This is a genomic window from Maribacter algarum (ex Zhang et al. 2020) (assembly GCF_005885635.1).
Lineage (GTDB): Bacteria > Bacteroidota > Bacteroidia > Flavobacteriales > Flavobacteriaceae > Maribacter_C > Maribacter_C algarum.
On sequence record NZ_VATY01000001.1, the window covers coordinates 1,945,750 to 1,971,725 of the forward strand.

Here is a 25,976-nt window from a genome sequence, read left to right on the forward strand (position 1 = left end):
AACCGTGAAATATCTTAATTATTGGAATATCCTTTTCCAAAACGATAACTCAAAATAAAGCCTGGAGTATTTCCAATCGGAGAATCTTTTAATGCTAGGTTATAATAAAAGATAAATCGAAAATTATTGATAAGATATAATCCTGCTGTTAGATTTACCGAAGAACTGGTACGATACCCTGCGCCTAGCTCGAATTTATTTCGATAGCTCACAGAAATGTTAGCATCAACTTGAAGCGGAGCGCCTTTTTCACTTTTGATAAGCACACTTGGCTTCAGCATGAAATCTTCAAAACGGTTGTTGAAAAAACGATAGCCAAAGTATCCGTAAATCGGACTGTTCAATTCCAAATTATCATCGTTTGCCAATCGGTCGCCTAAGACATTGGGCATAGAAACACCAGCGTAGAAACGGGCATGATTGAATAAAAATCCAATGCCGACCGTAGGTATGGTTGCATTGATATTTTGTGCGAATCTAGGGTCGCCGGTAATACCTAAATCTAATAAATTGTCTTGGTATTGCTGAAGGCCTGCCGTTATTCCGAATGACAATGTTCCGGGTTGATAGATTTGCCAATACGGTCTATTGTCTTTAAAATCAAAGAAGATTTTATATGAATAGGCCGCGAATGCACTTGTTGACGTAGTAACCCCAATTTCGTCGCGAATGAATCCGGCGCCTAACCCGATTTTACCATCGTTAAGTGGCGTGTGAAAACTCATACTGAAGTTTTTAGGGCTACCCTCAAATTCTTTAAGAATTCCGGTATAGCTTATGGTCGCCTCAGTGTCGGGTAATAATCCCGCATAAGCAGAATTAATAATAAACGGATTAAAATTGTATTCCGGAAAAGCAGCGGTTTGCTGACCGAAAATTGACTGTATTGATAAGAATGACAGCAAAACACCTAGTGCAAGCGTGCCAATTTTGTGATTTGGTTTCATTGGTTTATCGCTTTATAACTACGTATCCTTTTGTTTTTCTTAGTATGTTTTCACCTTCAATTTGTATATCGAAGAAATAGGTTCCTGCGGGAAGTGTTCCGGCCCCCATTTTGGTTTTCATATTCGCTTCACCTCTAAAGACATTTTGGCCATTATCATAATTGTCAATTCGGAACACAGCATCACCCCAGCGGTTATAAATCATTACCGTGTTTTCAGGATGATATTCGATATTTTCAATATGCCAGTATTCATTAATCCCATCACCATCTGGTGAAAAACCATATTTGGTATTGTCTTCGGGAACAAGCGTTGTAAACGACTGATCCTCACATTGAACTGCATCGCCAGCACTGTTGTACGGAATAATAGTCACATAAATTTGGGTATCAAAAGGAAACTCCCCAATATGTGAATAGCTAGTTTCAGCTCCCATATCTTGATTGTTTACAATATCTGTTCCGCCGGAAGTTGTCCCAATAGAAATACGATAACCGTCCGTTTTTTCAACTTCGTTCCAGCTAATCGTGCTTTCCAAGGGAATATCTACCTCCCCATTAAACGGACTAGATAGCTCCGTACATGATGGAGCTATAACTTCTGTGGTAAAGCTTTCAGAAGTACATCCATCAGCATCGCCTGAAGTATTGTAAGGTGTAATGGTTACATATATTAAAGTTTCAGAGGGTAAGTCCTGACCAAAAGTATAGCTCGTTAAAGAGGCTACATCTTCATTGTTTATAATATCAGTTCCATTTGGAGATGTTCCAACGGAAATGCGATATCCGTCTGCGTCAAAACTTGGGTTCCAAGAAATATCCGTCATCACGGAAACCTGCCCGACATTATTTGAAGGTGAAACAAGGTTTGTACAATTCGGCACGGGTCGAATGGTAAAACTTTCCGAAGTACATCCAACGGCATCACCAACTTCATTGTACGGTATGATGGTAACCGTTACAACTTCCCCTTGGGTAAAGTCATTAGGGAAAACATAAGTTGTTCCGACAAATTCGAAGTCTGTAATATTGTTGATGGTTGTATTGCTGCCGCTTATTGTTAATTTATAACCATTGGCATTTGCTATGGCATTCCATGAAATATCTCGAGCTTGAGCAACTACTGCTCCATTTGCTGGTGTCGTCAAGTTTGTACATACCGGAACTGATTTTATGGTGAAAGTTTCTGAAGTACATCCAAGGGCATCACCGACTTCATTGTATGGAGTAATTGTAACCGTAACAGTTTCTCCTTGCCCGAAGTCATTTGAGAAATCATAAGATGTTGCAGCGGTGACATCAAATTCGGTCAAAATGTTGGCCGTGCTGTTACTAGCCGTTACGGTCAATTTATAGCCGGTAGCATCTGCAATAGGTGTCCATGAAATATCGGTATCAACTGGTACATCAATTGTTCCGTTTGCAGGTGCAATCAAGTTAGTACAGCTAGGTACAGGTTTAATGGTAAAGTTTTCCGAAGTACATCCGATAGCATCACCAACTTCGTTATATGGCGTTATAGTTACTGTGACTGTTTCTCCTTGTTCAAAGTCACCTGGAAAAGCATATGTGTTTCCTACAGTAATATCGAGGTCTGTTACATTGTTGGCTGTACTGCTGCTAGCTGATACGTTCAGTTTATATCCAGTGGCTTCAGCAATTGCATTCCACTCGATATTCGTATCTAGTGCAACATCTATTGCTCCGTTGGCAGGAGTCAATAGATTTGTACAGGCAGGAACTGGTTTAATAGTCCAGCCTTCGGTTGCACAACCAATAGCATCACCTGATTCGTTATATGGAGTGATAGTTACCGTTACTGTTTCTCCTTGTTCAAAGTCATTTGGAAAATTATACGTATTGCCTGATGTGATGTCTAAATCCGTAACGTTATTCGCGGCACTGCTGCTTGCCACAACCGTAAGCCTGTATCCCGTTGCATTCGTAACCACCGTCCAAGACATATTCGTGTCAACTGCAACATCTACTGCTCCATCAGCTGGCATAATTAAGCTATTACAAACAGGAACTGGTCGAATCGTAAAGGTTTCAATAGTACATCCGATAGCGTCCCCTTGGTCATTATAAGGAACGATGGTTACCGAAACTGTTTCACCCTGTTCGAAATCATTTGCAAAACTATGCGTAGTACCAGATGTCACATCGAAATCTGTTAGATTGTTTGCCGTACTACTGCTTCCAGAAACGTTTAATTTATAACCACCTGCTCCTGTAACGGCATTCCATTCAATGCCGGTATCACGAGCGATATTCGTAGTTCCATTTGCTGGGGTCATAAGTGTGGTACACAGTGGTACTGGTGGAGGAATTATTGAGAAGCTTTCTGAAGTACATGGTCCTGTTGCATCACCAATACTATTATATGGCGTAATTGTCACGGTAATAGTTTCTCCTCTATTGAAGTCATTTGCGAACGCATATGTCGTTCCGGCAGGCACGTCTAAATCTGTGAAAGTATTAGAAGCAACACTACTGCCAGAAACAGTCAACTTGTAACCATCGGCATTTGAGCTTGCATTCCACTCGATACCAGTATCAACTGCAATATTAGCATCTCCGTTTGCTGGAGTCATCAAAGTGGTACACAAAGGTGGTCCGTCAGTAGTAAAGCTTTCTTCTGTACAAGCAAGAGCATCGCCGTTATCGTTATACGGAGTGATAGTAACGTAAATGACTGTGCTTTCTGGTAGATCAGCAGCAAGGTCATGGATTGTAACATCGCCTACATCGTCTGTGTAAATATCTGTTCCACCTGAAGTAGTTCCTACGGATAATTTATATCCGGTAGCTCTTGTTAGTGCTGTCCATGAAAGATTAGTACCTGGGGCAACTCCAGCCGCATTATTCAATGGCATCGTAAGTGCGGTACACGAAGGCGGACTAGTTGAGTTTCCTGTGGTAAAAGTTTCTTCAATACAACCCATCGCGTCGCCTTCGTCGTTATATGGAATGATAGTTACATAGTGTAATCTATCTTCTTGTAGGTCAGTGGGAATACTATAGGTTGTGAAATTTCCAGCATCGATATTGTTAACTACTTCAATACCACCCGATGTAGTTCCAACAACTACAAGATAGCCAGTTGCGTTTGAAACTGCTGTCCAACTCAAAGGTGTATCGATAGGTACATCAGTAGCATTGTTTAAAGGACTGGTCAAATTGGTACATACCGGTGGAACGGGAATCAATTCGGTTTTAAAGCTTTCTTCTGTACAACCTGTCGCGTCTCCTTCATCATTGTAAGGGATTATCGCGACATAAATATCACTATCCTCAGGAAGGTCTGCAGCGAATTCATAGGTAGTCATATTACCAACATCTTCAGAATTGAGTATATCACTGCTACCTGTTGAGGTACCTACGGTTAATTTATAACCATCAGCATTCGAAATCGGGTCCCAACTTAAATCGCTGGTGACAAGCACGTCATTTGCACCATTTAAAGGGTAGGTCAATGAAGTACAGTCAGGTATAGTTGCTGGGTCACTTGATATGGTAAAACTTTCTTCCGCACAAGGTCCAACGGCATCTCCTTCATCATTAAAAGGAATTAAAGTTACATAGACGATATCACCTGTGCTAAAATCAGTTGCGAATTCATACGAGGTCTCGTTTGTGATTGTTAGGTTGTTCACAACATCATTTCCGCCAGCAGATGTTCCAACCGTCAATCGATATCCTTGTGCGAAAAGAGTGGCATCCCAGGTGATGTTGGTATTTACAGGTACATCTGTATCACCATTTAGTGGTGACGCGAGTTGGGTACATTCAGGTATAGGACAATCACGTATATCCAGACTGAAAGTCCAGCCAAAAGTATCTATCATTGACTGTCTTTCTTCTTGTGCATCGCAATAGGGTAATCCTTCGGCACCTAGTGTAATACCAATAGTTAAGGTCTGTTCAGACCAAGCAATTAAAGTATTATCATAGTTTTCTCGAATTAAAGCCGTATTGTCAAGCATATCGCGCATGTCTGATACTCCACTAACATCCCACGCCCCCAAGTCTTGGTTTAAGGAAGTAGCGTTGTAAAAAGCTGACCGCATACTGACGTTTCCTAAATTCCATAAATCCATAGCTTGGTTGTAAGCTGATGCACCGCTGAACATATAATCCATATCGCTCACTCCAGCTACCCGCCAGTCATTAATGATTTGATTAAATGCCGCAGCTCCACTGAACATTTCTCTCATGGTTTCCACTCCTCTCACGTTCCATGTGTCAATAGTTCCATTAAATGCTGTTGCACCTTTGAACATTTTTTCCATAGTGGTAACCGAGGCTACGTTCCATGAGTTTAGTTGCTGATTAAATGTAGTGGCATCTTCGAACATGGCTTCCATAGTTTGCACAAATGAAACATCCCAAAGGTCTATGGGCTGATTAAAGGCAGAAGCACCTTTAAACATTTCTTCCATGTTGAGTACTTCTCCAGTATCCCAGTTTTGAATAGCTTCATCAAAAACTATTGCCTCTTTGAACATTTCTTTCATAGTGGTTACCGAAGCTACATTCCAGTTACCAATACTGCCGTTGAAAGCTTCAGCACCTTCAAACATTGAAGGCATTAGCGTAACTGATGAAACATCCCAAGAATTTAGTGGTTGGTCAAATAACAGGGCGTCTTGAAACATTGAGGACATATTTGCTACTGCACTAACATCCCATGAATTTAAGGGTTGATTAAAGACCTCAGCATTTTGGAACATAGAAGTCATATTCACAACGGAGTTAACATTCCAGTTTTCTATAGGTTGATTAAATGATTGGGCTCTATTAAACATCGATTGCATGGTAACAACTCTAGAAACGTTCCAGCTAGCTATCGGTTGATTGAATGAAACCGAGCTTTGAAACATTGAAGCCATATTGGTTACTGCCGCTACATTCCAACTATCAATAGGTTGGTTAAAGCTTTCTGCAGATGCAAACATTGAAGCCGTATTAGTTACCGCACTCACATCCCAAACACCAATGGGTTGATTAAAGGCCGTAGAACTCTGAAACATACTGCCCATATTGGTTACGTTGCTGACATCCCAACTAGCGAGTGGACGATTAAATACAGAGGCTTGGCTGAACATAGAACTCATGTCGGTTACACTACTGACATCCCAAACATTTATATTTTGATTGAACGAAGAGGTCGAACTGAACATCGAACTCATATTGGTGACATTGCTAACATCCCAATTATTCAAGGGTTGATTGAAATCTTCTGTTCTTCTAAACATCAATGCCATATTAGTTACATTACTAACATCCCAACTATTTAAGGGTTGATTGAAGTCCATGTTGCGTACAAAACCATCGAACATTCTATACATATTGGTTACACTACTAACATCCCAATTATCTAATGGCTGATTAAAGAGCTCAGCTCTTTCGAACATTGAAGACATGTCAGTAACGTTGCTAACATCCCAACTATTTAGTGGTTGATTAAATTCATAAGCTTCAGAAAACATTTCGGACATGTCGGTCACATTGCTAACATCCCAAGCGTCAATATTTCCATTAAAAAGTTCTGCCTCTTTGAACATTTCGGACATATCGGAAACTTGTGTTAGATCAGGTATGTCTGTCGCATTGTAAAGCATATTTTCACAATCTTCGAAGGAACTTCTCATGGATTGCCACTGTTGCGTACCCCATTGGTCAATTGAAATAAGCTTGATTTCATCCTGTATTCCACTACCGTAATAATGGGCTGGATAGTTTCCTATTATTGCGATTGTGTACGTGCCTGGACTAAGATAGGTATGCGTGATTTCACCAGAAACATTGTTGTCGAACTGGTCATCTCCCCAATCGATAGAATAATCATAAGTGAAATATCCTGGGTAACCGGTATTGGCACTAACTTTAAGTTGCCTGTTTGATGTACTACCGGTATCAGCCAAAGTAGTATCATAGGTGAGCTTAAATGCATCAGGACTATTTACCCATGTCGGCACTACGGTAAAACTTTCTTCGGTACAGCCCACTGCGCGACCATCTGTATTATTATAAGGTACTATTGTAACGAATACCTCGTCACCAGGTTCTAGCAAATCATCTCCACCGGGGGTTTCAAGATTAAGGCCAACGATATTTCCGCCAACCACTTGGTGATCGTCAAAAGGTATTGATTCTACGCCTCCGCGTATGATTCGAACTGTAATATAGTACCCAGTCGCACCAGGTGTTTGTGCCCAAGTAAGGTTGGCACTCGCGGGCACATTGGTGTCACCGTCCACGGGAGATACCAAATTTGTACATAGTACAAAAGAACAATTTATGATGTCATTGGTGACATTCCAGTTAGAATTATCAATGAGTGCCTGTCGGGCATCACGTCCATCACAATAGTTAAGACCAGTTGCTCCCAAAGTCACATTTGATTGCACGGTTTGTGCTTCCCATCCGATAAGTGCATTGTCATAATTGGTTTGTGACAATCCTGAATTGGATAGCATATTGCTCATGTTGGTTATACTACCCACATTCCATGACGCGAGATTTTGATCGAAAGCTGTGGCAGTCAAAAACATTTCGTTCATACTGACCACAGCCCCAGTATCCCAATTATTCAAGGGTTGGTTGAAAATAGGGTTTTGTCTGAACATTGTCGTCATAGATGTCACTTGGGCGACATTCCAACTATTTAATGGTCGGTTAAATACAACTGCTCTGTAGAACATAGCACTCATATTGGTCACATTGCTAACATTCCAACTGTCTAAAGGTTGATTGAAAACATCAGCACGAAAAAACATACTTGACATATTGGTCACATTACCAACATTCCAAGCACTGATGTCTTGATTAAAACTTTGGGTTTCACTAAACATACCCTGCATGTTGGTAACATTACTGACATCCCAATTTCCAATGGGTTGATTAAAATCAGAATTGTCCCGAAACATATAACTCATGTCGGTGACGTTACCGACATTCCAATTATCTAGGGGTTGATTATAAATATCACCCCAAATCCAACCATCGAACATACTTGCCATATTCGTGACATTGCTAACATCCCAATTATTAAGTGGTTGATTAAAGGTTCGGTGTCTTTGGAACATTAGCGACATGTCGGTAACAGAAGACACGTCCCAACTTTCTATGGGATGGTTGAACCGCGCATGTCTGAACATACTACTCATGTTGGTCACATTACTAACATTCCAGTTTCCGATAGGTTGGTTGAATCCTGAACCATCGAACATAGTTGACATATCAGTTACGTTGGCAACATCCCAATTATTTAAAGGCCGATTGAAAGAGTTGGTATAGGCGAAGGTTGACGACATGTTCGTAACCTGGCTAACGTTCCAATTATTGATGTTTTGGTCGAACCTCCCGGCACCTCGGAACATACCGGCCATGTTGGTTACCGATGCTGTATTCCAATTGTCGAGCGGTTCATTGAACTGACCAGCACCTGAAAAGGTCTCCGACATGTCTGTAATGGCATTCGTACTCCAATTATCAAGTGGTCTGTTAAATACACTAGTACCGTAGAACATACCAGATATATCTGTGATAGTGCTAACATCCCAATTATTGATAATTCCGTTAAATAGACTCCCGCCCCTGAACATATTTTTCATACTGGTCACTTGGGAAAGGTCTGGAGGGGCTATAGCATCAAAATTTAGGTTGGCACAGCCGTAAAAAGCGTTTTCCATGCTTTGCCATTGAATAGTACCCCAATCTAAAATCTCAATAATCTTAAGCTTGTCACTTGCATTGTTAAAATTAATAGCAGGAAAATCACCGGAGATAGTAATGGTATAAGTGCCTGGGGCGGCATAGGTGTGCGTTATGTTACCTGTAACATTAGTATCTGTATTGGTATCACCCCAATCTACCGTATAATTGTAAGTAGTGAATGCCGGGTTTGTAGGTATTTCAATTTCGTTATCAGCTGAAGACTGATAATTTGTATTGTTCGTATTCCAAATTGAAGTGAATGATTGGGAGAAAACATTGGAGCTAACGAATAGTGCCAACAGTAGGTACAGGTTTTTGGTCATGGTTGGAAACGTAGGTTAATTAGATTTGAGAGGTAATAACGGGAGGAAGGGCTGTAGATTGTCTAAAAAAGGTGCCATTCTAGCGAGTGAACCCCTTTTTTGTGTATTTCAACAACTAAGTGAGCTAGATTTTAGCCCTATATTCTGAAGGAGTTTGGCCGGAATACTTTTTGAAAACACGGTTGAACGAAGTCTTACTTTTAAAACCGGAATCAAAAGCAATTGCAATTATTTTGGCATTCCTGTATTTCCCTTCTTTCATCAACTTTTGGGCTTCGATGATACGATACGAGTTTAAGAAGTTGTAAAAATTCTGTTTGAAACCATAGTGTAAAACTTCTGAAAAGTGATGGGTACTTATACCAATACTTGAAGCTAAATCAGATTGATTCAAATCAGGATTAAGAAAGGGCTTCTCTTCATCCATAAAGGCTAATATCTTGTTTTTAAAGACTTCTCTTTTCTCAGGTGTTAAAGAGGAATTTTTATAAGGTTTTATATCGTCATCTCCATTGGCAATATTCACTACCTCATTACTAAATGACCCCTTCTCCTTATTTAAAATAGTTTGCTGTAAACTGAGATATTGGGCCCTTAATTTCTTTTCTTCGACTTCTATTGCTTTTTTTCTCTTTATATAAAAGAAAAGTAAACTGCTTAAAAGAATAACCACAATAGTACTCCAAATAATGAATTTATTTCTATTGCTTTTCGCAGCCTGTAGTGCTTCTTCGTTTTCAGTTATCGCCTCCTCCTTTGAAGTAATTTCCATTTTTAAATCTGCATTCGAAGCATCTTTATTATCCTTAAGATATTTGTCCCTTAATAATGAATACTGCTTTTGTGAGGCAAATGAGGCTTTGTAATCTTGTTTGAGTTCATATAGTTTTGCAAGATATTCATGACCATACATTTCAATTTCAGATAGCTCTTTTTCTTGAGCAAGTGCTACACCATCTTTTAGGAAATTTAAGGAGGTATCAAATTCTTCAATATGGTAGTTTGCAATACCCAAATTTACCAACAACCAACCCCTACTTTTCGTAGATTTCTCTGGTGAAGAGAGTTTTAGCGCTTTTTCGCCTATTTCAATTGCCTTATCATATTCCGCCATATTCACATGCGCATCTATAATGCTATTAAGAGATGCAGTGATAGCCACCGTATTTTGAACATGCTCCCCCAACGTATTCGCATTCTGAGCGTATTCCAAGGTCTTTTCATAATTTCCCAATTCAGCATAATTGGTCGCCAAGCCAATAAGTGCAGCTGCCTTTATTCTGTCTGAATTTTCAGTACTATCCGCAACAACCAGAACTTCTTTCATGGTGGTTATGGCTTTATCATAAGAACCAATGTTATTATACGTATTCCCCATATTGACTAATACGACGGTTCTTGAACGAAAATCTTCGGGAATTAATTTGCACTGCTCCAAAGCCTCATGATATAATTCGATGGACTTAGATCTTTCGTTTCTATTATTGTGAAAAACAGCTTGGTTTACGAGAGCAAGCACATGCATTTTGGTAAGAGAGTGTTCTCTGGCAATTAACAAAAGGGAATCACTGTAATCTTTGTGTAATTGGTAGTCCCCTGCTGCATAATGTTCTTGAAGAACCCTCAGGTATCTTCCTGCTTTTTTCACAGCGGGACTCTCTTGATTCTTATGAACTACGTCTTGAGAAAATACGGTGGGGAACGAAACTAAAATAAGTATTAGCGCAAGTATTGGTTTGGTCATTGTTTGGAAGGGAATTAAGTAAAAATATAAAATCAATCAATCGTAAACAAAGGTCGATTGGTTTTAAAGCATATAATTCCCTGTAAACAGTGAAAATTCCATTTGGTTAAGAGAATCATTTGTTTTAGAGACTTCTATTATTGTTTTTCTTCAAACAACAACCAAAGATTTAAGTCTAGAACGATAGTATCTGGCTTTAGATCAACATTACTTTCAAATGTGGATTTTTTATCGCTAACTTGAATTATGGAGGTTATAGATTTGCCATTTTCATCTTGATATCCTCTAGACATAGATTACCCAAACTACCTTCATGAGTGTGTTTGATATTTCGTTTTGGGGTGAAAGTCCCGGCCTGAATTTCTTGACCCATATGTTTATAGGCATCACGGAAAGGCATTCCGTTTTGAACTAATTCGTTTAGTGTGTCCACACTAAATAAATAGTCATACTTTGGGTCTTCTACTATGTTTTCATTGATTCGGATTTCTCGCAAACTAAAGGTCAGAATCTCCAGACACGCTTTCATATCTTGAATTGCAGGTACTAAAATTTCTTTGACCAATTGTAAATCACGATGGTATCCACTAGGGAGATTATTAATCACCAAAGTCAATTGATTGGGAATGGACTGCAGCTTATTGCATTTGCCTCTAACCAATTCAAAAACATCGGGATTCTTCTTGTGTGGCATGATGCTTGAACCTGTAGTCAATTCATCTGGGAATGAGATGAAATCGAAATTTTGGCTCATATACAAACAAATGTCCATGGCCATTTTTGATAGGGTGGCAGCGATATTGGCCATTCCGAAAGCTGTTGCTTTTTCGACTTTTCCACGACCCATCTGTGCGGCAACCACATTGTATTTCATGGTTTCAAAACCCATTTCCTGGGTGGTAAAAGTTCTGTCGATAGGGAAGGAACTTCCATAGCCTGCGGCACTACCTAATGGATTTTGGTCAGCAACCTTGAAAGCAGCATCAACAAAGTACAAATCATCAATCAAACTTTCCGCATAGGCTGAAAACCAAAGTCCAAAGGATGAAGGCATGGCAATTTGTAAATGGGTATACCCTGGAAGCAAAATGGTTTTATGCTTTTCAGCTAAATCCATAAGCAAATTAAAGAGTGTTTTCGTTTGCGATTTGATTTCTGAAAGTTCAGCCTTCAGGTATAAGTGCATCGCCACTAAAACTTGGTCGTTTCGTGAACGTGCACTATGGATTTTTTTACCTGCATCACCCAATTTCTCTATTAATAGGAATTCGATTTTTGAATGCATATCCTCAAAAGAATCCTCAATAGTGAACTCTCCTTTTTCGATAGACGAACCTATTTCGTTAAGTTCTCGTACCAAAGCATCGGTTTCATCAGAAGAGATTAAACCTATTTTCCCTAACATTTTGGCATGAGCTTTTGAAGCAATTACATCATATTTTGCCAAATGCAAATCAAGTTCACGGTCATTACCTACCGTGAAATGGTCTATTTTTTTATCGGTACTAAATCCTTTATCCCAGAGTCGCATAATTTTATTTTTTATGTCATTCCGGCGAAGGCCGGAATCTGTTTATTTTAGTTTGTATCTGTCAGTTCGAGTGTCCCGAAGATTCGGAAGAGAACGAATTCGAGGGTAGAAAGCATCTCGACTCCGCTCGATGTGACAGTTGTATTTATTTCAAAAACCCATTTAAAATCTTGATATAAAGATCAATGCCTTCCTCAATTTCACGAACGTAAATATACTCATCTGCAGAATGCGAACGTGTGCTATCTCCTGGTCCTAACTTTAAGGATTGACATGTCAATGCTGCTTGGTCGGAAAGGGTAGGGGAACCATAGGTTTTTCTCCCTAAAGCAATTCCAGATTGTACCAAAGGATGGTCTTTGTCGATTTTCGAGGAACCTAATTTTAGTCCTCGTTCTTGTATTTCACATGGGGCTTCCGATTTTAGTAAGTCCGCAATCTCTTTATTTAAATAGGCGTGGTTTACGCGAACATCTATCACTAATTCAACTTGCGCAGGTACGACATTGTGTTGACTACCCGCATTGATTTGGGTAACGGTCATTTTCACATCTCCAAGAGCTTCCGAGGTCTTTTCGAATTTGTAATTCTTAAACCATTCCAACACTTCTATGGTGTTGTAAATGGAATTGTTGTCATTCGGATGTGCTGCGTGAGAGGGAGTTCCTTTAATAATAGCATCGAATACAATCAGTCCTTTTTCGGCAATGGCTAAATCCATCAAAGTGGGTTCGCCAACAATGGCCACATCAATTTCTGGAAGGCTGGGAAGGAGTCCTCTTAAACTATTTTCTCCGGCACTTTCTTCTTCCATAGAAGCCACCATTAAAATATTATGATTCAGATTTTCTGCGGCATAATAATGTGTGAATGTGGCAATAAGCGAAACTAAACAACCACCTGCATCGTTGCTGCCCAAGCCGTACAATTTGCCATCCTCGATATGTGGATGAAATGGGTCTTTGGTGTAAGCCTTGTTGGGTTTTACAGTATCGTGATGGGAATTAAGAAGAAGTGTAGGTTTGGAGTCATCCCAAAATTTATTCTTGGCAAATACATTGTTATGAATACGTTCAAATGGAATGTCAAAAGCCTTAAACCAATCTTGAATGGTATCCGCGGTTTTATCTTCTTCAGACGAAAAGGATTGTATTGAAATCAGCTGCTTCAATAATTCTATGGCCTTGATAGTAAGTTGTTGTTGTGTCATTTTAAATGGTAATCGTTGTAAAAAGTTCATTTTTAGAATCCAACATAGAATGGTGCCCAATACATACTTTTTCTACGCCTCTTTCAATAGCATTAAAACAATTATCGATTTTCGGGATCATTCCGTCAGCTATTATTCCCTCGCTTAAAAGTTTTGTATAACTCGGATTGTCAATTTGAGCAATCACAGAATCTTCATCGGAAATATCCTTTAAAACTCCCTTTTTCTCAAAGCAATAGTAAAGCGTAGTATCGTAGAAACTACTCATATGAATAGCCACTTCGGCCGCTATGGTATCCGCATTTGTATTCAAAAGTTGGCCGTGTCCGTCATGGCTCATAGCACAGAAAACAGGGGTTAAGTCAGCCTTCAAAAGTTTTGAAATCATTTTTTTGTTCACACCGTCTACATCTCCGGCAAAACCATAGTCGATTTCCTCTACGGGGCGTTTGTGTGCTAAAATAGCATTACCATCAGCGCCACTCAAACCAATAGCATTACATTTATTTGCCTGTAATTGGGCTACGATATTTTTATTAGTTAATCCTGCATACACCATAGTGATTACTTCAAGTGTTTCGGCATCGGTAATTCTTCTTCCGTCGACCATTTTTGATTCAATACCAAGCTTAGTAGCTAATTGGGTGGCTAATTTTCCACCACCATGGACTAGTATTTTGAAACCATCAAAGTCGGCAAAAAGCTTCAGGAACTTCGAAAGCTCCGTTTTGTTTTCAATGACGTTACCGCCGATTTTTATTATGGATAGTTTTTGCGTCATGATTCCAATATCTTTTTCAAAACAACCTGCGCAGCAAAAGTTCTGTTATTCGCTTGTTCAATTACTAAAGATTGTTCTCCATCTAAAACCGCATCCTCGACTACCACATTTCTTCGAACGGGAAGGCAATGCATGAATTTAGCATTTCCCAATTTTTCGGAGGTCATCATCCAATCGGAATCTTGACTCAGAACTTTTCCGTAATCTGAATAACTACTCCAGTTTTTCACGTAGATGAAATCCGCATTTTTACAGGCTTTTTTCTGGTTGTATTCAATCACCATGTCTTTAGTAATTTGAGGATTTAATTCATATCCTTCGGGATGAGTAATTACAAAATCTACGTCTTGTAATTGCATCATTTCAACAAAAGAATTGGCAACTGCGTGTGGCAGAGCTTTAGGATGTGGTGCCCAAGAAAGCACAACTTTTGGCTTTGCTTTGGTATTTTGTTCATCCAATGTAATAGCATCAGCCAGTGCTTGCAGCGGATGCGCAACAGAACTTTCCATATTGACCACTGGAATGGATGCAAACTTTGTAAATCCATTTAGTACAACTTCCGCTTCGTCTTTTTCTTTATTGGTTAGTGATGCAAAGGCACGAATAGCAACAATATCACAAAATTGAGAAACCACTTTCGTTGCTTCTTTGATGTGCTCAGACTTTCCTTGATTCATTACTACTCCATCTTCAAATTCCAATTGCCAACCTTCGCTTCCGAAGTTCATTACCATCACTTCCATACCCAAATTCAAAGCTGCTTTTTGAGTACTGAGCCGTGTTCGTAGACTATTGTTGAAAAACAATAAACATATGGTTTTTCCTTTACCAAGATATTCGAATGCTCTTGGGTTACTCTTGAGTTTTCTTGCTTCTGACACCCAATCGGGAAGGGAATCTATATCTTTTACGGATAAATAGTGTTTCATAATATTCGCTATTGGCTGAGTGCTATTTCTAATTTTTCAAAGAATACATCTAAATCTTCTTTAGTAATATTTAGGGCGGGTAAAATCCGAAGCACCTGTTTGTCTTTGGCTCCTCCTGTAAACAAATGTTGTTTGTAAATCAGTTTTTTACGGAGTTCGGCTACTTCGAAATCAAATTCGAGGCCGAGCATCAATCCACGTCCTTTAGTGCGTTTTACTTGTGGGATTGTCGTTGCTTTTTTATTAAAATAGTCACCTAGTTTTCTTGCATTTTCGATAAGATTTTCGTTTTCCATGATTTCAAGAACAGCTGTTGTCGCGACACAGGCAAGATGGTTCCCACCAAAAGTAGTTCCCAACAATCCATAGGAAGCTTTAATGTTTTCATGAATTAATATACCTCCAACGGGAAAGCCATTGCCCATGCCTTTTGCTATGGAAATAATATCTGGTTGTATACCGTGATGTTGAAATCCGAAGAATTTACCACTACGCCCAAATCCGGATTGTACTTCGTCCGCTATCAAGACCACTTCGTTTTCCTTACACATTCGACCAATTTCTTGATAGAATTCGGTAGTGGGTTCGTCTAATCCTCCAACGCCCTGAATCGCTTCAATGATAACTCCACAAACATCTCCTTTTTCGATTTCTGTTTTGAAAGTAGAAATATTATTTAGAGGAAGAATCGTAACCTTTTGTTGCTTGTTCAGCGGAGCATTGATTTTCTCATTATCCGTTGCAGCAACAGCGGCAGAAGTTCTTCCATGGAAACCATTTTTAAACGCAATAATTCTGGTTTTTCCTGTATGGAAGGATGCCATTTTCAAGGCATTTTCATTTGCTTCTGCCCCGGAATTGCATAAGAACAAATTGTAATTCTCACAATCCGATAACGCACCTAGTTTGGTCGCCAGTTCACCTTGCAACGGATTCTGAACTGCATTACTATAGAAACCGATTTTATCTAATTGGTCTTTTAGTCGTTTTACATAATGTGGATGAGAGTGTCCTACGGAAATCACAGCATGACCGCCATAGAAATCTAGATATTCTTGTCCTTTGTCATCTGTTACTACGATTCCATCCGCGGAAACAGGAGTTACATCATAAAGGGGATATACATCGAATAGGTTCATATTTTTTGCTTTTCGCTTTACGCTTATCGCTCTACCCCAACCTTTAGTGCGATTAGCGTGCGGCAATTAGCGTTTAGCCTATTTTGTTTTAAACTCCGTTATTTTATCAAATGAGGCTACGATTCCGCGAATCAAAGAAGAACTCAAACCTTGATGTTCCATTTCGTTAAGACCTTTAATCGTGCAACCCATTGGGGTGGTTACTCTATCGATTTCCTCTTCGGGATGATTACCTGATTCTATCAACAAACTAGCTGCCCCATTACAGGTGTGCATAGCTAATTCTTGAGCCTCTTTGGCATCGAAACCAAGTTGAATTGCACCTTGTGTTGTTGCACGAATCAAACGCATCCAGAAGGCGATTCCACTTGCGCAGATAACTGTAGCAGCTTGCATTTGTTCTTCTGGAATTTCCAAGGAATGTCCCATTCGATTAAAAATAGCTTTGGTTAAATCAATACGTTTTCTCCCTTTTTCATTACCACAAATACAAGTCATTGACTTTCCAACTGAAATGGCTGTATTGGGCATACTTCGAACAATGTAATTATCGGCGCCAATGATGCTTTCCATCTTTGCAATGCTAAAACCGGTAATGGTCGAAATGACTACATGTTTCTCATTTAATAAATCTTTGATGTCCTCTAAGATTTGACCAAAATGTGAAGGTTGTACAGCAAAAATTAAAATGTCAGAGTTTTGAACCGCTATTCGGTTATCGGAAGTGACCGTAACATTTCCGTAGCTTTCAAATTCTTTGATGCTTTCAACATTCCTTTTGGTCATGTACATGTTGGTGGCACCATTGCTGTGTAGCACTCCTTTTGCAATGGACAATCCTAAGTTTCCTGTTCCTATTATTGCTATTTTCATTTTCTCTGGCTTTTCGCAAAACGCTATTCGCTTTGCGCTTTTCTATATAGATTTAATAAACTCCTGCTTTCAATTGTAATCCTTCGCATTCTTCGAAATCGAACATCAAATTCATATTTTGAACGGCTTGTCCTGATGCACCTTTTAGGAGGTTATCGATAGCTGAGGTTACTAATAAAGTTCCCTCATATTTATGTAAATGAATATGACATTGATTCGTATTCACAACCTGCTTTAAATTAATGGGTTCTTTAGCGATTTGTGCGAATTTTGCGTCCTTATAAAAATCTTCGAAAAGCTGAATGGCTTCTTCTTCTGTTCCTTCGTATTTTGTGTATGCTGTTGCCAAAATACCTCTTGTGAAATTCCCTCTGTTGGGAAGGAAGAACAACTCGCCAACATCTGTTTGTAATGCGTTCAAGCTCTCGTTGATTTCTCCTAAATGCTGATGAGTAAAAGGTTTATACCAACTTACATTGTTGTTTCGCCAGCTGAAGTGTGTGGTTTCTGATGGAATAACGCCCGCTCCCGTACTTCCGGTTACGGCATTTACATGAATAGCTGCACCAAGTAAACCAGCTTTTGCTAGTGGAATCAAGCCTAACTGAATAGCTGTCGCAAAACATCCAGGGTTCGCGATGTATTTGGCTTCTTCAATTTCATTTTTATAGAGTTCAGGTAATCCGTAAATAAAGTTCTTCCCATTTAAGGTAGCATCTTTTTGAAGACGAAAGTCATTGCTTAAATCAATGATTTTAGTTGTTTCTGAAAAGGTGTACTCTCCTAAAAACTTAGTAGAATTTCCATGTCCTAAACAAAGAAAAACTACATCTACATCGGCGTTAACATTTCCTGTAAAGTGTAAATCCGTGGTGCCCAACAAATCAGGATGTGCTGAAAAAACTGATTTCCCTGCTCTTGTTGTACTGTAAACAAAATCGATTTCAACTTCTGAGTGATGTAGGAGAATTCGAATCAATTCGCCTCCTGTATATCCTGAACCACCTATTATTCCTGCTTTAATCATTATTAACGTGATTGTAAATTTTTCCTGAATTCGACAATATTTTGATAAACCCTTTTGCATCGTCTGCTGACCATCCTTTGTTCATTTCACCGTAGCTTCCGAAGGATGCATTCATCAAATCATGTTTTGAGGAGATTCCGTTTAGTCTAAACTGGAACGGATATAATCCTACAAAAACATCTCCTGAAACTGTCTTTTGGGTATCTGTCAAGAAAGCTTCGATATTTCGCATTACGGCATCCAAATAATTTCCTTCATGTAATAACATTCCATAGAAATTACCTTGTTGTTCCTTTTGAAATTGTTGCCATTTGGTTAGGGTGTGCTTTTCTAATAAATGATGCGCTTTTATAATAATTAAAGCTGCCGCAGCTTCAAAACCAACTCGGCCTTTAATTCCGATAATGGTGTCACCCACATGAATATCTCGTCCAATGGCATACTTTGATGCTATGGCTTCCATTTTCTCAATATTGGCTACAGGATTGTCTTTTACACCATCAATAGATACTAGCTCACCCTTTTCAAAAGTCAACTTAACTTCAGTGGGTTCTTTCTCTTGCAACTGACTCGGATACGCTGAATCAGGTAACGGTTTTTCAGAAGTTAAGGTCTCATCACCGCCAACAGAAGTTCCCCAAAGTCCACGATTAACGGAGTATTTTGCTTTTTCCCAAGGATAATCTACGCCATTAGCTTTGAGGTATTCAATTTCTTCTTCCCGTGCCAGTTTGTTATCCCGAATAGGAGTGATAATTTCAATTTCTGGTGCTATAATTTGAAAAATCATATCAAACCTGACTTGGTCGTTACCCGCACCTGTACTTCCATGGGCGATATATTTTGCCCCTACTTTTTTTGCATAGTTGACGATTTCAATGGCTTGAACAATTCTTTCAGAACTAACCGAAAGGGGGTATGTATTATTCTTCAGAACATTTCCGAAGATGAGGTATTTAACCACTTTTTCGTAGAAGGTCTGCACGGCGTCAATGGATGTATAAGACGTTGCGCCTAACTGTAAGGCCTTATTTTCAATGGATTTGATTTCTTCGGATGAAAACCCGCCAGTATCGACGCTGACGGCATGTACTTCATATCCTTTTTCTTTACTCAGATATTTGGCGCAGTAACTGGTATCCAATCCACCGCTATATGCTAAAACTAATTTGTTCATTTCTTATTCTTTTTGAGGAACAATTGTTCCTTAATACTTTTTAATCGATTAAATGCCTTTCCATTTACTTTCTTTTCTTTCTTAGGTTTTGTTGCAGGGTCATAGAGCATGCCTGTACACAAACACATTTTTTGTTCTGTTCTCGTTAAAACGTCAAAGTTCTTACAGGTTTGACAACCTTTCCAGAATTCGGGGTCATCGGTGAGTTCAGAAAAGGTTACGGGTTTATAGCCCAACTCATAGTTGATTTTCATGACGGGTAATCCTGTCGTAATCCCGAATATTTTCGCATCTGGAAATTTTTCCTTCGACAACTCGAAAATCTTCTGCTTGATACTTTTTGCAAGTCCTTTTCCACGAAAATCAGGATGTACGATAAGTCCCGAATTAGCGACATACTTTGCATGCCCCCAAATTTCTATATAGCAAAAACCAGCAAACGTATCGCCATCCAAAGCGATTACGGCATTGCCATTTTCAAGCTTTCCGCGGATATACTCAGGTGTACGTTTTGCAATTCCCGTACCGCGAACTTTGGCAGAAACGGCTATGGTATCGCAAATGATTTGCGCGTATTTGAAATGTGATGTGTTAGCAACAACAATATTCATTGCTATGAAAATTTAAAAGAGTTAAAGAAAAATTTGATGGTTTGTGCGGAACTGGACTCACCTAAATTCCATGAAATGTATAGTACCCTTACGGGCGACGGCGACGGGGCGCGAATGGACGTACGGGAGCAGTAATGCTCGTTAGGGTAGATATGTTATTCTGTGCGTTCATTATGAGGTAAATGTACAAATTATCTTGAACTCACCTAATCCTGATGATATTTTTTACAAAAACTTCAAGTTTTGTTACGATATGCAACCAATTCATAAATTAGGAAGGTCAAAACTGCTAGATACTCAATTGCCAATAACCATAAGTTCTCTTTGAAGTCAGTTAGGGAATACGCGAAATAACTTAAAACAATCGCAGCTGACCAGATGATAGGAAAGCGATATTTTGAGAAGCCAGTTAAAACCAAAAGGAAAATAACATACCAGGGATGTACAGTCGCCGACATGAAATAATAGAGCGTCAAGACCCAAAGCATAGAAGTTAACAGAACAGATAATTTCTGATTTTTTCTCAGGAATGTGTATAGTAGAACGATAACAATGGTTAGTATAGGAGTAATTTTTCCATAAGTTTTAATCAACTCCCAAGGTTTGGCATCGAATTGAACTCCGATTTTTTTGACCACATTCCATAGGCTAGCATTGAATTCGAAGTTTGAAAACCATAGTCCGATAGTCTGAGAATAGTTATGGACAAATTCTGAAGAATAAAACGGGGCAAAGAGCAGGAGAGAAGTCACACCAATAATCGCATAAAACGCAATTGCTCTATCGAATTTGAAATGCTTTAGGAATAAGGGAAGAAATAAAAGCGGTACCAATTTCACCGAAATGGAACAGGCATAAACTACTGCTGCCCATTGCCATTTGTGTATTGAAAGTAAATAGAGTGCCCAAACAAAAAAGAAAAGCATGACGCCTTCAAAATGCAAGTTTCCGGTCAATTCGATTATCACTAGCGGATTCAGAAAATACCAGAAAATCAAGTGCGGTGACTGATTGATATTTTTTAGCAGCTTGCGCCCGAAATAGAAAATTCCGATATCGGCAAGAATTATTATTCCTCGCATTACGATAACCGAGCCCAAAATGCTTTTCCCACCTAGCAATGCAGCTAGCGCAAACATAAGTTGATTTAATGGAGGATAGTTACTAAAGTGTTTTGCACTTAAACTACCCATGCCATTATATAGTTCTTGTGCATTGGCAATTATCAAATCAGGTTGTTCAATCAGGGTATTTGGGACATTCAAATACGGATTAATAAAATGGCTTACCAGTTCGCCGTCCCAAATGAAGCGGTAGAAATCTTGAGAGAGGTTGGGTTCTGCTAATAGAAAGGCCAAACGAAAGAGAATGCCAACCCCTAATAAGAACTTAAAATTCCATTTTTCAAATTGAACGAGTTTGAAACATAAAACGAAAAGTGCTGCAAAAAGGCCAAGAAGTTTTACAAAGTCCGTTCGCTCTAAATGATAGGCAAAAGTGAAATAAAAAGCCGCGCTTAGAAATGCTAAAAGAATGGATACTTTGTGGAGGTTCCAGTATTTAAGTATTCGGTCGGGCATTTTTCGGTTGAATAGTGGTACTGCTAAGAAACGAAAATTATTTGTTGCATGTATCTTGTTCTACTGAGTAAGTAAGAGATGCTATTTTCCATCCTGCTTTTTTCTTGATAAGGGTAAACACTTCATAGCCGCAATGCGAATGTTTGTCATCAATCCAAAAATCATAGGGCGCCCACACGGCTGCTACATTTTTATTGACATGAATTGTAATTTCTTCTTCACTGAGCCGCTCTTCTAGTATATTTTCTGAGTTACTAGCTTTTAGAATTGAACTCTTGACCCGTGCTGAATCTCCTTGTCCTCTAATTGAATAAGCATAGGCGTTTTTCAGAAACAAGTTGTTAAAGGCGATAGAATCTTTCTCTTGCATGGTTTTGAAAAAGGTGTTGACCACATTTAGGACCTCTTGTTTTGAATCTTGTGCTATGCAATTTGCTGAGATTATTGCCACAAAAAGGATTGTAAATAGTCGCTGGTTATGGTTCATATCAAAATAGTTTTTCCATTACAATGTATTAATTGCAATAGATATTTGAAAAGATTAAATTCAAAGCTACTTATAAAAACTCTTATGAAACGTTTAAAGAAAATAATCGGCTACTGCTTGCTTCTCATTCTCTTGTATGCAGGATATGTTGTTGTTACAACCGGATATTTTAGAACCATCGAAAATACTTTTAATGGAGAAGTTGTAAAAGAACTACCCCTTGAAGGTGCTGAAGATATTATGTTAGTTCCGGGAACTAGTTTAGCTTTGATCTCTGCATCTCCGCGTAAAAAATCACTTGTTGAGCAAGAAAAACTAGGAGGATTATTCTTGATGGATTTAAATTCAAAAGACTTTTCCACTACAAAGTTGACTACAAACCTAGATATTCCTTTCGCTCCTCACGGAATTTCTATGCATCAAAGTGATGGTTTCTATACGGTGATGGCGGTCAATCATACTTTAAAAGGGCATTCATTTGAAGTTTTCAAGCTACAGGATAGTGTTTTGACCTTTGAAAGAACGATAACTAATCCTGCCTTGGTGAGTCCGAATGATGTGGTTATGTTAGATGAGAATCGTTTTTACTTTACTAACGACCATAAATATGAAGATGGGTTAGGAAGACTGTTAGAGGATTATGGCGGTTTGGGTTTATCGAATGTGATGTATTTTGATGGCGAAAAATATACTGAAGTAGCTAACGGTATTGGTTACGCGAATGGCATAAATTATGATAAAGAGCGAAATTTACTTTTTGTGGCATCGCCAAGAAATTTTGAAGTGAAAGTGTATTCACCGAATGAAGATGGGACTTTAAATTTTTTTGAAGATATTGATTGTGCAACTGGAGTTGATAACATAGAATTTGATTCCGAGGGAAACTTATTGATAGGCGCTCACCCAAACTTACTAGGGTTCTCATCTTATGCTGACGGTAAGAAAGAAATAGCTCCATCGGAAATTATAAAAATCAACTATCGTGGTAAAGGTGATTATACCATTGAAATGATTTATTTGAATGATGGTGCTGAGATGTCTGCTTCAACCGTTGCGGTGCCTTATCAAGATATTATCTTAACAGGAAATGTTATGGATGAACATTTTTTGGTGTTGAAACCAAACAAGTAGCTAACTAAGCACGCGCAGTAAGCGACTTCGTAAAAACATACCCAAAGCCAATAAAGAGCATAAAATGAAACGGAAAGAGTCCGAAATCATTTAAGGGTATTGCACTATACATTCCAAAGAGAAAATACCCCATAAGGCCAAATTCTAGAATCATATTTGGTGATAGCTTTTTAGCTAAATATTTGTTACCCTTCCATGTTTCCTTCAGGCTATTTATATTGAACTTCGGAGTACGCACAAACTCACTACGCTTGCCCATGTGGCCTTCTAGAACCGCAATTGAGTTATGTAGTGAAAATCCGAGGGCAACCGAGAAAAAGGTAAAAAAGAGTTTGATATAGTCCACAAAATTGTCAAAGCTACTTCCTTGAATACTTTTATAGGTAAACCAATAACAAACAAAGAGTATGATAGTACTTAAAACAAAGAAACTAAGGGTTGTAAATACCCAGTCCAAATGTGGGTAAATCGCCTTGATATACATCGCAGGAATGCTTAAAAGAGCTACCATAAATACACATAAAAACATTGAACTGTTCAACAAGTGCATTACACCATGGAATTTTGTTTTGAAGTTGATGTTTTTAGCCGTCACAACACTCCATACGGTTTTTCTAAAGTTTTCCGCACCACCTTTGTTCCAACGGAATTGCTGCGAACGAGCCGCACTTATAACAACGGGTAGCTCAGCAGGAGTTTCGACATCTTCCAAATACTTGAATTTCCAATCTTTCAATTGTGCGCGGTAACTTAAATCAAGATCTTCGGTAAGGGTGTCACCTTCCCAGTTTCCAGCATCAAGAATACATTCTTTACGCCAAATTCCTGCGGTACCATTAAAGTTAATGAAATGCCCTTTTGAATTTCTTCCGACTTGCTCTAAGGTAAAATGTGCATCTAACGCGAAAGCTTGAATTTTCGTAAGTGTAGAATAGTCTCTATTGATATGACCCCATCGCGTTTGAACAACGCCAATTTCAGGGTCTTTAAAATAGATAACTGTTTTTTTCAACCAATCACTATCTGGAAGGAAATCTGCATCGAAAATGGCTACAAATTCTCCCTTGGCAATTTCTAGTCCTTCTTTTAATGCACCCGCTTTAAAACCTTGGCGGTTTGTGCGGCGTATATGAGTAATATCTAATCCTGTTGCCTTGAGTGCTTCGACATGTTTAGCGGTATCAATAACCGTATCATCGGTAGAATCATCCAAAACCTGAATTTCTAACTTGCTTGTTGGGTATTCTATTTTCGAAATGTTTTCCAACAAACGATCCATTACATACTCCTCGTTATAGACAGGAAGTTGTATGGTCACGTACGGAATCTCTTTTGGATCTAAAAGGTTGAATTTCGGTGCAGTTTGATTTTGGCGCTTATTACTTAGGTAGTTAACCAAAAGGTTCAACTGCGCAAGGCTATAGAAAAAAATCAACAACAGCGCAATACTGTAGATTGCCAAGATGACGTAAGCGATTATTAAGCCCATATTATTTTAAACTATATTTAAAAATCCAACCAAGGATTTTTATGCCTGCAAATATACTACCTTTTACGGTACCTGACACTTTTGAAATGCCAATTCTCCTCTTGTAACGCACTGGTACTTCGGTATATGCCAGTTTCTTTTTAAGTGCCTTTAGCTGCATTTCAACTGTCCAGCCATAGGTCTTGTCTTCCATCTCAAGTGTTAATAACTTGTCATATTTTATGGCTCTAAACGGTCCTAAGTCAGTAAATGTTGCCCGAAAGAACAGTTTCATTAAAAAGGTAGCTAGCCAATTTCCAAAAATTTGCTGGGGGGTCATACTCCCCTCCTCCCTTAGTCTCTTTACTCGCGAACCTATTACAAAATCATAACCCTTATTTAAAATAGGATCAACGATTTTGATGAGTTCTTCTGGATAATCAGAATAGTCTCCGTCGATAAATACGATAATTTGAGGTGGATTGGATTGTTCTGCTATGTAATCCATCCCCTTCAAACAAGCATATCCATACCCTTTTCTATTCTCTGTTAATACCGTAGCGCCTGCCGCTTCTGCATTTCGGACCGTTTCATCAGTGGAGTTGTTATTCACAACAATTACTTCTTCAACGGAATCAGGAATCTCTTTAATTACTTCGGCTATGGAATCCGCTTCATTAAAAGCGGGAATGATGACTTTTATCATTACTTTAAATCGGAAAGGTTATTTTCGCGCCTAAAACTACTGAAACTGAACCATTCTTTAATTTTTTTCCCATTTTTATATTTTTCTGCCGAGGTTAATTTGGTATTATTATACATAAGGCAATAGCCATTTTTAATACCGTTGCTGAGCTGACACTTGTGATTGATATTCCCGTTTTGGTCATAGAAAAGCCACCAATTGGCTCTTTTGCCTTCGGTATAATGCCCCTCTGATTGCTTCTTTCCTTGAGAGCTGTAAAAGTACCAGTATTTAATGCGTTGATTGTTTTGGTAGTACCCCTGTTCGGAAATTTTACCATTGGGATGGTAAAATCGCCAGTAGCCAGTTTTGATTCCATTATAAATCCAACCTTCAGCCTTTGTTTTGCCCGTTTCATAGTATTCTTTGTGATACAGGCTATTCTCCCGACCCTCATGAAATACCGCTTCGGATGAATTTCCGAAGGATAAAAAGAATGTCAGAAGTAAAAATACTTTGGCAAACACGCGATTGCTTTTTAGATTATGTCGGAAGTTTTGAAGCTACCTAACAAGTTTATTATAATTGGGCTCTCCGTGAGCGAAAGGA

Annotated in this window: 18 protein-coding genes; 1 reads left to right on the plus strand and 17 read right to left on the minus strand. The window is 38.8% G+C overall.

Annotated elements, in window-relative coordinates:
• Positions 1–14: 14 nt before the first annotated feature.
• The 14 genes from FEE95_RS08435 to FEE95_RS08500 form a co-directional block, all read right to left on the minus strand.
• Positions 15–947, minus strand: a complete 933-nt coding sequence (locus tag FEE95_RS08435; protein WP_138657426.1) for a PorP/SprF family type IX secretion system membrane protein — start codon at positions 945–947, stop codon at positions 15–17.
• A 4-nt stretch (positions 948–951) separates the two neighbouring features.
• Entirely contained in the window at positions 952–8,991 is an 8,040-nt protein-coding gene (locus FEE95_RS08440) for a BspA family leucine-rich repeat surface protein (RefSeq protein WP_138657427.1), read from the minus strand.
• 124 nt (positions 8,992–9,115) lie between these two features.
• Complete coding sequence (locus FEE95_RS08445; RefSeq protein ID WP_138657428.1) at positions 9,116–10,735, minus strand: tetratricopeptide repeat protein; 1,620 nt, start codon at positions 10,733–10,735, stop codon at positions 9,116–9,118.
• A 253-nt stretch (positions 10,736–10,988) separates the two neighbouring features.
• Positions 10,989–12,266 carry an argininosuccinate lyase gene (gene argH, locus FEE95_RS08450; RefSeq protein WP_138657429.1) on the minus strand — a complete coding sequence of 426 codons (1,278 nt, stop codon included), beginning with the start codon at positions 12,264–12,266 and terminating at the stop codon, positions 10,989–10,991.
• 145 nt (positions 12,267–12,411) lie between these two features.
• A complete protein-coding gene (locus FEE95_RS08455; RefSeq protein WP_138657596.1) occupies positions 12,412–13,476 on the minus strand; it encodes a M20 family metallo-hydrolase in 1,065 nt (354 codons plus the stop codon).
• 1 nt (position 13,477) lies between these two features.
• Positions 13,478–14,257, minus strand: coding sequence for an acetylglutamate kinase (argB, locus tag FEE95_RS08460; RefSeq protein WP_138657430.1), 780 nt, complete (start codon positions 14,255–14,257; stop codon positions 13,478–13,480).
• The gene (locus tag FEE95_RS08465; RefSeq protein WP_138657431.1) at positions 14,254–15,189 is read right to left on the minus strand and encodes a Rossmann-fold NAD(P)-binding domain-containing protein; all 936 of its coding nucleotides are present in this window, start codon (positions 15,187–15,189) and stop codon (positions 14,254–14,256) included. The genes argB and FEE95_RS08465 overlap by 4 nt, the downstream gene beginning before the upstream one ends.
• 8 nt (positions 15,190–15,197) lie before the next feature.
• Positions 15,198–16,328, minus strand: a complete 1,131-nt coding sequence (locus FEE95_RS08470; RefSeq protein ID WP_138657432.1) for an aspartate aminotransferase family protein — start codon at positions 16,326–16,328, stop codon at positions 15,198–15,200.
• A gap of 78 nt (positions 16,329–16,406) precedes the next feature.
• The gene (proC, locus tag FEE95_RS08475) at positions 16,407–17,201 is read right to left on the minus strand and encodes a pyrroline-5-carboxylate reductase (RefSeq protein ID WP_138657433.1); all 795 of its coding nucleotides are present in this window, start codon (positions 17,199–17,201) and stop codon (positions 16,407–16,409) included.
• A 52-nt stretch (positions 17,202–17,253) separates the two neighbouring features.
• On the minus strand, positions 17,254–18,228 hold the full coding sequence (gene argC / locus FEE95_RS08480) for an N-acetyl-gamma-glutamyl-phosphate reductase (RefSeq protein WP_138657434.1): 975 nt from the start codon (positions 18,226–18,228) through the stop codon (positions 17,254–17,256).
• Positions 18,221–19,405, minus strand: coding sequence for an argininosuccinate synthase (argG, locus tag FEE95_RS08485; protein WP_138657435.1), 1,185 nt, complete (start codon positions 19,403–19,405; stop codon positions 18,221–18,223). The genes argC and argG overlap by 8 nt, the downstream gene beginning before the upstream one ends.
• Positions 19,402–20,016 carry a GNAT family N-acetyltransferase gene (locus FEE95_RS08490; RefSeq protein ID WP_138657436.1) on the minus strand — a complete coding sequence of 205 codons (615 nt, stop codon included), beginning with the start codon at positions 20,014–20,016 and terminating at the stop codon, positions 19,402–19,404. Before FEE95_RS08490 ends, argG begins: the two co-directional genes overlap by 4 nt.
• 236 nt (positions 20,017–20,252) lie before the next feature.
• The gene (locus FEE95_RS08495; RefSeq protein WP_138657437.1) at positions 20,253–21,596 is read right to left on the minus strand and encodes a mannosyltransferase; all 1,344 of its coding nucleotides are present in this window, start codon (positions 21,594–21,596) and stop codon (positions 20,253–20,255) included.
• Positions 21,597–21,633: 37 nt separating this feature from the next.
• Entirely contained in the window at positions 21,634–22,083 is a 450-nt protein-coding gene (locus tag FEE95_RS08500) for a nuclear transport factor 2 family protein (protein WP_138657438.1), read from the minus strand.
• 84 nt (positions 22,084–22,167) lie between these two features.
• Between FEE95_RS08500 and FEE95_RS08505 the strand changes: the two genes are divergently transcribed.
• Positions 22,168–23,214, plus strand: a complete 1,047-nt coding sequence (locus FEE95_RS08505; RefSeq protein ID WP_171037006.1) for a strictosidine synthase family protein — start codon at positions 22,168–22,170, stop codon at positions 23,212–23,214.
• A gap of 4 nt (positions 23,215–23,218) precedes the next feature.
• Here the strand turns inward: FEE95_RS08505 and FEE95_RS08510 are convergent, their stop codons facing one another.
• The 3 genes from FEE95_RS08510 to FEE95_RS08520 are packed head-to-tail and all read right to left on the minus strand — an operon-like array spanning position 23,219 to position 25,894.
• A complete protein-coding gene (locus FEE95_RS08510; protein ID WP_138657440.1) occupies positions 23,219–24,703 on the minus strand; it encodes a cellulose synthase family protein in 1,485 nt (494 codons plus the stop codon).
• A 1-nt stretch (position 24,704) separates the two neighbouring features.
• Positions 24,705–25,388: a glycosyltransferase family 2 protein gene (locus FEE95_RS08515; protein ID WP_138657441.1), complete on the minus strand. Its 684-nt coding sequence runs from the start codon at positions 25,386–25,388 to the stop codon at positions 24,705–24,707.
• Complete coding sequence (locus FEE95_RS08520; protein ID WP_238474528.1) at positions 25,388–25,894, minus strand: toxin-antitoxin system YwqK family antitoxin; 507 nt, start codon at positions 25,892–25,894, stop codon at positions 25,388–25,390. The genes FEE95_RS08515 and FEE95_RS08520 overlap by 1 nt, the downstream gene beginning before the upstream one ends.
• Positions 25,895–25,976 lie beyond the last annotated feature (82 nt).